Genomic DNA, 7,381 nt, shown 5'->3' with positions numbered 1-7,381 from the left:
GTGCACGGTAAGTCGGGGCGGCGGGGGGTGCGGTCGGACTGGATGGAGATGGAGCGTGCGCGCGGGATTTCCATCACCTCTTCGGTGCTGCGGTTCGAGTACGGCGGGGTGCTGCTGAACCTGCTGGACACCCCGGGTCACGCGGACTTCTCCGAGGACACCTACCGGGTGCTGGCGGCGGTGGATGGGGCGATCATGCTGCTGGACTCGGCCAAGGGTCTGGAGGCGCAGACGCTGAAGTTGTTCGATGTGTGCCGGCATCGTGGCATCCCGGTGATCACGTTCGTGAACAAGTGGGACCGGCCGGGTCGTGAGCCGCTGGAGTTGCTGGACGAGGTGGAGCAGCGCATCGGGTTGCGTCCGGCGCCGTTGAACTGGCCGGTCGGTGTGGCGGGGGATTTCCGCGGGTTGATCGAGCGGGCCGGTGGGGGGTTCACCCGGTTCCGGCGTACTCCGGGCGGCGCGACCCGGGCGATCGCCGAGCAGGTGCCCGCCGGGCAGGCCGCCGAGCAGGAGGGTCAGGCGTGGGAGAGCGCGGTGGAGGAGCTGGCGCTGCTGGAGGAGATCGGCGCCACCTTGGACATGGCCGCCTACAGCGCCGGGACTTGTACCCCGGTGCTGTTTGGGGCGGCGCTGCCCAACTTCGGGGTGGGTGCGCTGCTGGAGACGGTGTGCCGGCTGGCGCCGGCGCCGTCGGCGCGCGCTGATGAGGCCGGGCGGGAGCGGGCGGTGTCGGCGCCGTTCGCCGGGCAGGTGTTCAAGGTGCAGGCCGGGATGGACCGGGCGCACCGCGACCGGCTGGCCTTCATCCGGGTCTGCTCGGGGCGGTTCGAGCGCGGGATGTCGCTGACGCATGCTCCGACGGGGCGGCCGTTGGCGACCAAGTACGCCCAGACGGTGTTCGGCCGTGACCGCTCGACGCTGGAGGCGGCCTATCCGGGGGATGTGATCGGGCTGCCGAACGCCTCCGGCCTATCGGTGGGCGACACCCTGTACGTCAAGACCCCGGTGGTGTTCCCGCCGATCCCGGCGTTCGCTCCGGAGCATTTCATGGTGGCCAGGACGACCGACAACAGCCGGGCCAAGCAGTTCCGCCGCGGTATCGAGCAACTCGACGGGGAGGGCGTGGTCCAGGTGCTGCGCAGCGATCTGCGCGGTGACCAGGCGCCGGTGCTGGCCGCCGTCGGGCCGCTGCAGTTCGACGTGGTCACCGCCCGGATGGCCGACGAGTTCGGTGCACCGGTCGACCTCACCAGGCTCGACTACACCACCGCCCGCGTCACCGACAAGGAATCCGCCGAGACCTTGACCGGCCGCCGCGGCGTGGAGGTCCTCTCCCGCTCCTTGGACGGCTCGCTCATCGCGGTGTTCGTCGACAAGTGGCGGCTGCGGGCCATCGAGCGCGAACACCCCGGCCTCACCCTCACCCCCATGCTCGCCGCAGGCGTCCCCGACTGAACACAGACCTCCTCGCGGAGCTTGTCCGCCGCGCGGCAGTGCCCCGCCCCGGTCAGCCGGCGTGGTCGAGGACGTCGCGCAGCTTGCGGGCGAACGCCTCGGGCTCCCCCGCGTAGCCGTGCTCACCGTCGAGGAAGCCACCGTGGTGGCTCGGGAACACCGTCGCCGGACGGCCGAGAAGCTCGGCCGCCGCCACCGAGGTGCGGCCGGTGAGGACGTCCGTGGACTCCTCGCCCACCGCGATCACGATCCGGGTCGGTGCCGCCGCGAGGGCGCCGGCGTCGGGCCGGTAGTCGCTGACCGCCCATGACCGGTCGGACAGGAGCGGGTCGTCCCGGGAGCCGTCGTCCTCCGCCGGCATCCCGAACATGGCGGGATCCGGCGCCTCCTGGGCGAAGTAGTCGTCGGTGAACTCGCCCTGCCACGACGTCATCGCGATGAAGGCCGCCATGCCGGCTCCCCAGCCCCTGGCTTCGTAGACGTCCCGGACGCCGGCGCGGGCGCGTCCGGCGGCCTCGGCGTCGGGGAGCACAGGGAGGAGCGGCGGCTCGTGGGCGACCAGGGTGCCGACGTCGCCGGGGTGGGCCGCCACCAGGGCGAGCGCGGTCACCGCGCCGCCGCTGCTGGCGAACATGTCGACCGGGCCGGTGCCGAGCGCCGTGATGAGGGCGTGCACGTCGGCGGCCTGGGTCTCGGGCGTGTGGTCGAGCCGTCCGTCCTTGCGGGTGCTGCGGCCGAGGCCGCGCGGATCGTAGGTGATCACCGTGCGGTCGGGGAAGTGTGACGCCAGGGCGCGGAAGCCGCCGGCGTCCATCGGCTGGCCGATCATGACCAGCGGTGGCCGTCCGCCGGCGGGCGGCAGCGGGCCGTGCACGTCGTAGACGAGGTCGGCGCCGGGCGTTTCGAGTGTCAAGGTAGTCATGGCGATATCGACCTCTTTCGCGTTGCGAACTCATCGGTGCGGGACGGCGACCTCGGCGAGCCCGCCGTCGCCGGGGGTGCGCGCTGAAAAGGGCGGAAGGGCCGGGTGGCGTCAGGCCGGGTGGTGCCAGGAGCCGCCCGTCTCGCGTTCGAACGCCGCGCGGGTGGTCGCGGTGTCGTAGAAGATGCGCAGCGTCGTGATCAGCCCTGCGTCGTCCAGTTCCAGCATGTCGACGCACTCGAAGCCGGTCTCGGTGCCCGAGGGCAGCGTCCAGTCGAAGCGGAACCACACGCCGACGAGACGTTCGCCCTGGGTCACGCCGCGGAGGCGGAGTTCGGCGCGGCCGGTGTCGGCGAGCAGCCTCGGGTAGAACTCCGCGGCGGGCAGCGGCCCGTAGAGCGGGGAGTGGACGACCGCGTCGGGGTGGAAGAGCGCCAGGACGCCGGCCAGGTCGCCGCGCTCCAGGGCGGTGAGGTAGCCGCCGGCCAATGTGCGCCCGGTCATCGCCGCTGCTCGATCCGGGCGGCGAGGCCGTCGAGGAGGCACTCCAGGCCGAAGGCGCGGGCGTTGTCGTCCAGGGTCGGGGTGGGGCCGCTCAACGCCGCGCTGAGCTCGGGGAACAGGTCGGCCCGGCCGCGGATGAGCTCGGCCGTCTCGCCCCCGCCCGACCATGCCTGGGTGCCGGCCGTGGTCATCGACTGGGTGTTGCGGACGTGCCCGAACAGCAGGAACGCGGCGGCCATGCGCTCGTCGCCGGTGAGCCCGGTGCCGGCCAGCGCGGCGACGGCGCTCTCGGTCCACCCGGCCTCGCGGGGGCCCATCACGCGGGCGCCCACGGTGGCGGCGGGCAGCCAGGGATGCCGCCGCCACACCTCCGTGAGCCGCCGGACGAACTCCTCCAGCCGGGCCCGCCAGCCACCGGGCACCTCGCCCAGGTCGGGCGGCTCGCCCACCGCCGTGTCGATCATGATGCCGAGCAGCTCGGACTTGTTCGAGACGTGGCGGTAGAGCGACATCTTGGTGAAGCCGAGATCGGCGGCGACGCGCTGCATGGACACCGCCTCGATGCCGTCCGCGTCGGCGATCGCGATGGCCGCCTCGACGATCGCGGACACCGAGAGCGGCATGCGGGGCTTCTTCTCCGGCTGGTCGCGGAGATCCCAGAGCGCCTTCATCTCACCAACCTCTTGTCACCGGGCCTTGGAGTGTCTACGTTACATCAAGTATCCGGTGGACACATAGAGTCCATCGGAGACCCCCACCGGAAAGGTCAGACCATGACGAGCACCGCCACCGGCAGCATCGCCGCCCCCGCGGCCCCGACGACCGCCACCGGCACCGCCCCCATGTGGCGAACCGGCCTGTTCGCCTGCGTCGCCGCCGCCGCGGCGACCACCGCCGTCGCCGCGCTCGCCAGCAGCGCGGGCGTCTCGCTCGACATCGACGGCGAGCCGATCCCGCTGCTCGGCTTCACCCAGCTCACCCTGCTGTTCAGCGCGGTCGGCGTGCTGCTGGCCGTGGCGCTGCGCCGCTGGGCCGCGGCGCCCAGACGCACGTTCCTCGTGGTCACCGGCGCCCTCATCGCGCTGTCGGTCGTGCCCGACCTGCTCATCGCGATGGCGGCCGAGACGCGGCTCACCCTGATCGCCACCCACCTCGTGGCCGCGGCGATCGTCGTCCCGCTGGTCGCCCGCCGGCTACCCGACCGCACCCGGTAGCCCCCGGCCGAGTGCGCCCTCCTCCCCGGCCACCCGCAGGGGAGGAGGACATGCCCTCGCCGGTCCGCTCAGGCGCGGTCCGGCCGATAGGGGGCGAGCTCCGGCGGCGGGTCTCCGTGCACCTCCCGCTCGATCAGCAAGGCAAGATGCGGACCGAGCGTGATGCCGCTATGGGTGACGGCGGTGTACAGACCGGGGCGCTGGAACCCGCCGAGCGGATACCCGTCGACGGGCAGCGGACGGACGCACCGCCGGATCTCCGCGACGTCCGCCCTGAGCCGGGGGACGAGGGCGTGCGCACGAGCGAGAAGCTCGGCGCCGACCGTGCGCATCAGCGCGGGGGAGGCCGACTCATCGACACCGGCGTCCAGGTCGTCGGCCTCCAGGACGAGACCCCCGTCCGGCGCGGGGCGGACGGAAAGGCCGGGGGCGTGGACGAGCCCGTTGACGACGCCCCGCGCCGCGGTGGTGGTGGCGACGAGACAGGGCGCCGCAGAGCCGGGTTCGGCCGGGTCGACCAGCGGGAGGACGGCACCGGCCGTGGCGAGGAGCGCGGGGGCGTGCCGGCCGGCCGCGCAGATCGTGAGGTCGGCGTCCAGGTCCCGGCCGTCGTCCAGCCGCACACCGGTCACGCGGTCACCTCCGGTGGTGAGGCCGACCGCGCGGTGACCCGTGACGATCTCGGCCCCCGCTTCCCCCGCGCGCCGGGCCAGCGCCCGCGCCACCGCACCGCCGTGCACGTAGCCCTCATCGGGATAGTGCGCGATGAGGGCGTTCCGCGGAGCCCGGACGCACGGCTCCAGCCCGCCCAGCCGGCCGGTGTCGATCAGCTCGGCGGCGTAGCCCAGCTTGACGAGGCGCCCGACCCGCTCGGCCAGCCCGGCCTTCGCGTCATCGGTGACCGCCCACGTCGTGTTGCCCGCCGGCCGGTACCAGGCCGGGTCACCGAACTCGGCGGCCAGGTCCCGCCAGGTCGACATCGCCGCGGTCCGCAACCGGTGGTAGGCGGGGTCGGCGGGATCGTTGGCATTGATCCAGGCGTAGCTGGTGCCCGAGGTCCCGGCGCCGGGCGCGTCCGCCTCGACCACGGTGACCTCGTCCCGCGCACGCGAGGCGAGCCGGTCCGCCAGCGCGGCGCCGACGATCCCGGCACCCACGACCAGAATCCGCATGTCCTCAGGATGACAGCGGCCCCCGAACGTGGCGAGACACGCAAGTCGGACACCTGGGCGTGATCTACGAAGGCTAAGGTGACGCGGGTGTCCATCGTCATGTCGGTCATCGTCGCGGCCCTGACGGGGTTCGCCGGGGGCCTGCTGCTCCGGCCCGCCGCGGATCGGCTGCTGCGGCGCCGCCCCTCGCTGCGGTCCTTCCGCCGCGAGCTCACCGGCCCGCGCCCCGGCCTGGCCTTCTACGTCATCCCACCCGGTCTGGGCGACACCGACGAGATCGTGGCCGAGCTGACCGCGGGGCGCCGCCCCCGCCTCTGCCTGATCGGCAGGCTGTGCGGACCGCTGCAGTACGACGAGGGCGTCGTCCACGAGAACGTGCTGCAACGCGGAGCCCTGTGGGTCGCGCCCGGACTCCTGATGTTCGACCCGCGCGGTGACGCGGAGATGAGCGTCCTGGAGGCCCCGTACGGCGTGGAAGCACGCGAACCGATGCTCACCGAGGCGGGCCGGCCGGTCCTCACCATCGACCTGGGCGACGGTGTCCTGGTCTTCGAACCCGCCCCCGACACCGACCTGGAACATGCCTGGAGCCGAATCCAGACCGTCCTGGACGAAACCACACCCTAAGACGCCCGCCCTCCGCACCGCCGACCGGGCCTCAACGGAATGAGACCCAGCCGATGATCCGCGATTCCTTGACCTTGCAGGTGATGCGCTCGTACTCGCACGCCTCCACGGCTGCGACGGCGCTGCGCACGAGGGTGTCGTAAAGGTAGGCCGACACGATGAGCCCGAGGCAGGCCGCTCGCTGGACCACGGCGCGTTTGAACACCGGTGCCTCGACGAGGCGCGCGGCGTGGATGATCGCGTCCCCCGACACGCCGGACTGGTCGCGGACGACCGGGCCGACGTGAACGGCGAGCCGCAACTGGATCCGCCCGGCGGCCTGACTACGCCGGTTGTGCCGGCGGAGCTTGATCGCCAGCCTGTGCGGCACGCCCTCCAGGACCTGCGAAGTCGTCGCGGCATTCGGGGGGACGACGATGAGGAATCCGTCACCGCGGTCCTCCCAGTGGCATAGCCGAACGGGGATGTGGGACTCGGCGAACGACTGCCGCACGCTGTCAGTGAGCGTCTGCCGGATGAATCTCCTGTCGTCGTCAGTGCGTTCGGTTCCGCTGAAGCTCACAATGTCGCCTAGGAGGATCGAACAGATGTCTCCGTCCAGGCGGGGTTGCAGACTCTGGTGTTCTTCCGGCCAGAGGCCGGCCTGTTCCGAACCGGGAATGATCGGGCCCGCAGAGGATGGCTCAGTGAGCCTCCAGTAGACCTGGTGTTCGACAATGTCCAGGACCCGAGGATTCGCTCCGATGAAGGTGGCGAAGTCATGGGTCCGGACCACCCATGCACGCACCGGTCCTTCCGCGACGACGGTCGCCGAACGGACCTTGACCTCCAGAGCGCCGCGTTCGCCCACGAGCTGGCCTGGCCCACGCCGTGCGAGGACTCGTTCGTTGCCGTCGGCACGGCGTAGGCAGACCCTCGTCCTTCCCTCGCGGATGACGAGTACGTGGTCCGCCTGGTCGCCTTCCCGGAAGATCTCGGTGCCGTGCGCGAAGCGCCGCTCGACCGCGAGCCGCCGCAGCGCTCGCCGTTCGGTGTCGCCGAGGGCGTCCCAGAAGCTCCCGCCGGACGGTCCGTGGCGTCCAGTACCGACGGAGGCCGCGGCTTCCAGGTAATTCCCGGGGGACGGGTGCCCCGGCATCAGGCCGGGGACGGGCGTGCTGGTCCCGGTCGGCGACCTCAGCAGATCACCAGGGTTCTGCGCCAGTTCGCACAGGCGCACGGCCAGCGTGAGCCGGATCATCGTGAAGCCGACGACGGGGACCATAAGCAGGAGCAGGCCGCCGATGGCGAGCAGGTCCGCCGGCCCGGCCAGCAGGCACACGCCGACGACCAGCGCGGCGACGAACGCCAGGTACTTCGTTGGGATGGTCGCGAAGACCGGTCCGTTGCTCGCCGGGCGGTCAGTTGGGCGGTCCATGACGCCCCCAGGTCCCCGCGTTCACGCACCGCTCCTGGCATATCGGACGCCAGCGGGAAGGAAGGGA

General features: G+C 72.2%; 8 protein-coding genes. 3 read left to right on the top strand and 5 right to left on the bottom strand.

The window, feature by feature from the left end; genetic code table 11:
• Positions 1–1,458: peptide chain release factor 3 (locus E1289_RS01415; protein WP_131974366.1), on the top strand; the 1,458-nt coding region annotated here is incomplete at its 5' end.
• A gap of 52 nt (positions 1,459–1,510) precedes the next feature.
• Here the strand turns inward: E1289_RS01415 and E1289_RS01410 are convergent.
• From E1289_RS01410 to E1289_RS01400, 3 genes are all read right to left on the bottom strand, one after another.
• Positions 1,511–2,380, bottom strand: coding sequence for an alpha/beta hydrolase (locus E1289_RS01410; RefSeq protein ID WP_131974364.1), 870 nt, complete (start codon positions 2,378–2,380; stop codon positions 1,511–1,513).
• A 111-nt stretch (positions 2,381–2,491) separates the two neighbouring features.
• Complete coding sequence (locus E1289_RS01405) at positions 2,492–2,884, bottom strand: nuclear transport factor 2 family protein (protein WP_131974362.1); 393 nt, start codon at positions 2,882–2,884, stop codon at positions 2,492–2,494.
• On the bottom strand, positions 2,881–3,555 hold the full coding sequence (locus tag E1289_RS01400) for a TetR/AcrR family transcriptional regulator C-terminal domain-containing protein (protein WP_131974360.1): 675 nt from the start codon (positions 3,553–3,555) through the stop codon (positions 2,881–2,883). Before E1289_RS01400 ends, E1289_RS01405 begins: the two co-directional genes overlap by 4 nt.
• 102 nt (positions 3,556–3,657) lie before the next feature.
• Between E1289_RS01400 and E1289_RS01395 the strand changes: the two genes are divergently transcribed.
• Positions 3,658–4,098 carry a DUF6069 family protein gene (locus E1289_RS01395; RefSeq protein ID WP_131974358.1) on the top strand — a complete coding sequence of 147 codons (441 nt, stop codon included), beginning with the start codon at positions 3,658–3,660 and terminating at the stop codon, positions 4,096–4,098.
• A gap of 68 nt (positions 4,099–4,166) precedes the next feature.
• On the opposite strand, the gene E1289_RS01390 is transcribed toward E1289_RS01395, so the two are convergent.
• Complete coding sequence (locus E1289_RS01390) at positions 4,167–5,270, bottom strand: FAD-dependent oxidoreductase (protein ID WP_131974356.1); 1,104 nt, start codon at positions 5,268–5,270, stop codon at positions 4,167–4,169.
• 87 nt (positions 5,271–5,357) lie between these two features.
• On the opposite strand from E1289_RS01390, the gene E1289_RS01385 reads away from it, so the two are divergent.
• The gene (locus E1289_RS01385) at positions 5,358–5,897 is read left to right on the top strand and encodes a hypothetical protein (protein ID WP_131974354.1); all 540 of its coding nucleotides are present in this window, start codon (positions 5,358–5,360) and stop codon (positions 5,895–5,897) included.
• A gap of 31 nt (positions 5,898–5,928) precedes the next feature.
• Here the strand turns inward: E1289_RS01385 and E1289_RS01380 are convergent, their stop codons facing one another.
• A complete protein-coding gene (locus E1289_RS01380) occupies positions 5,929–7,314 on the bottom strand; it encodes a cyclic nucleotide-binding domain-containing protein (RefSeq protein ID WP_131974352.1) in 1,386 nt (461 codons plus the stop codon).
• Positions 7,315–7,381 lie beyond the last annotated feature (67 nt).

The sequence above is a fragment of the Actinomadura sp. 6K520 genome, assembly GCF_004349245.1.
In the GTDB taxonomy this organism is placed as follows: Bacteria; Actinomycetota; Actinomycetes; order Streptosporangiales; family Streptosporangiaceae; genus Spirillospora.
The sequence above is the reverse complement of the archived record's forward strand: the minus strand, read 5'-3'. Positions and strand labels throughout refer to the sequence as shown.

Excerpts from the sequence above, each read along its gene's own strand:
- E1289_RS01390 (WP_131974356.1), bottom strand. The coding sequence starts at position 5,270 with ATGCGGATTCTGGTCGTGGGTGCCGGGATCGTCGGCGCCGCGCTGGCG.
- E1289_RS01395 (WP_131974358.1), top strand. The coding sequence starts at position 3,658 with ATGACGAGCACCGCCACCGGCAGCATCGCCGCCCCCGCGGCCCCGACG.
- E1289_RS01410 (WP_131974364.1), bottom strand. The coding sequence starts at position 2,380 with ATGACTACCTTGACACTCGAAACGCCCGGCGCCGACCTCGTCTACGAC.
- E1289_RS01380 (WP_131974352.1), bottom strand. The coding sequence starts at position 7,314 with ATGGACCGCCCAACTGACCGCCCGGCGAGCAACGGACCGGTCTTCGCG.
- E1289_RS01405 (WP_131974362.1), bottom strand. The coding sequence starts at position 2,884 with ATGACCGGGCGCACATTGGCCGGCGGCTACCTCACCGCCCTGGAGCGC.
- E1289_RS01400 (WP_131974360.1), bottom strand. The coding sequence starts at position 3,555 with ATGAAGGCGCTCTGGGATCTCCGCGACCAGCCGGAGAAGAAGCCCCGC.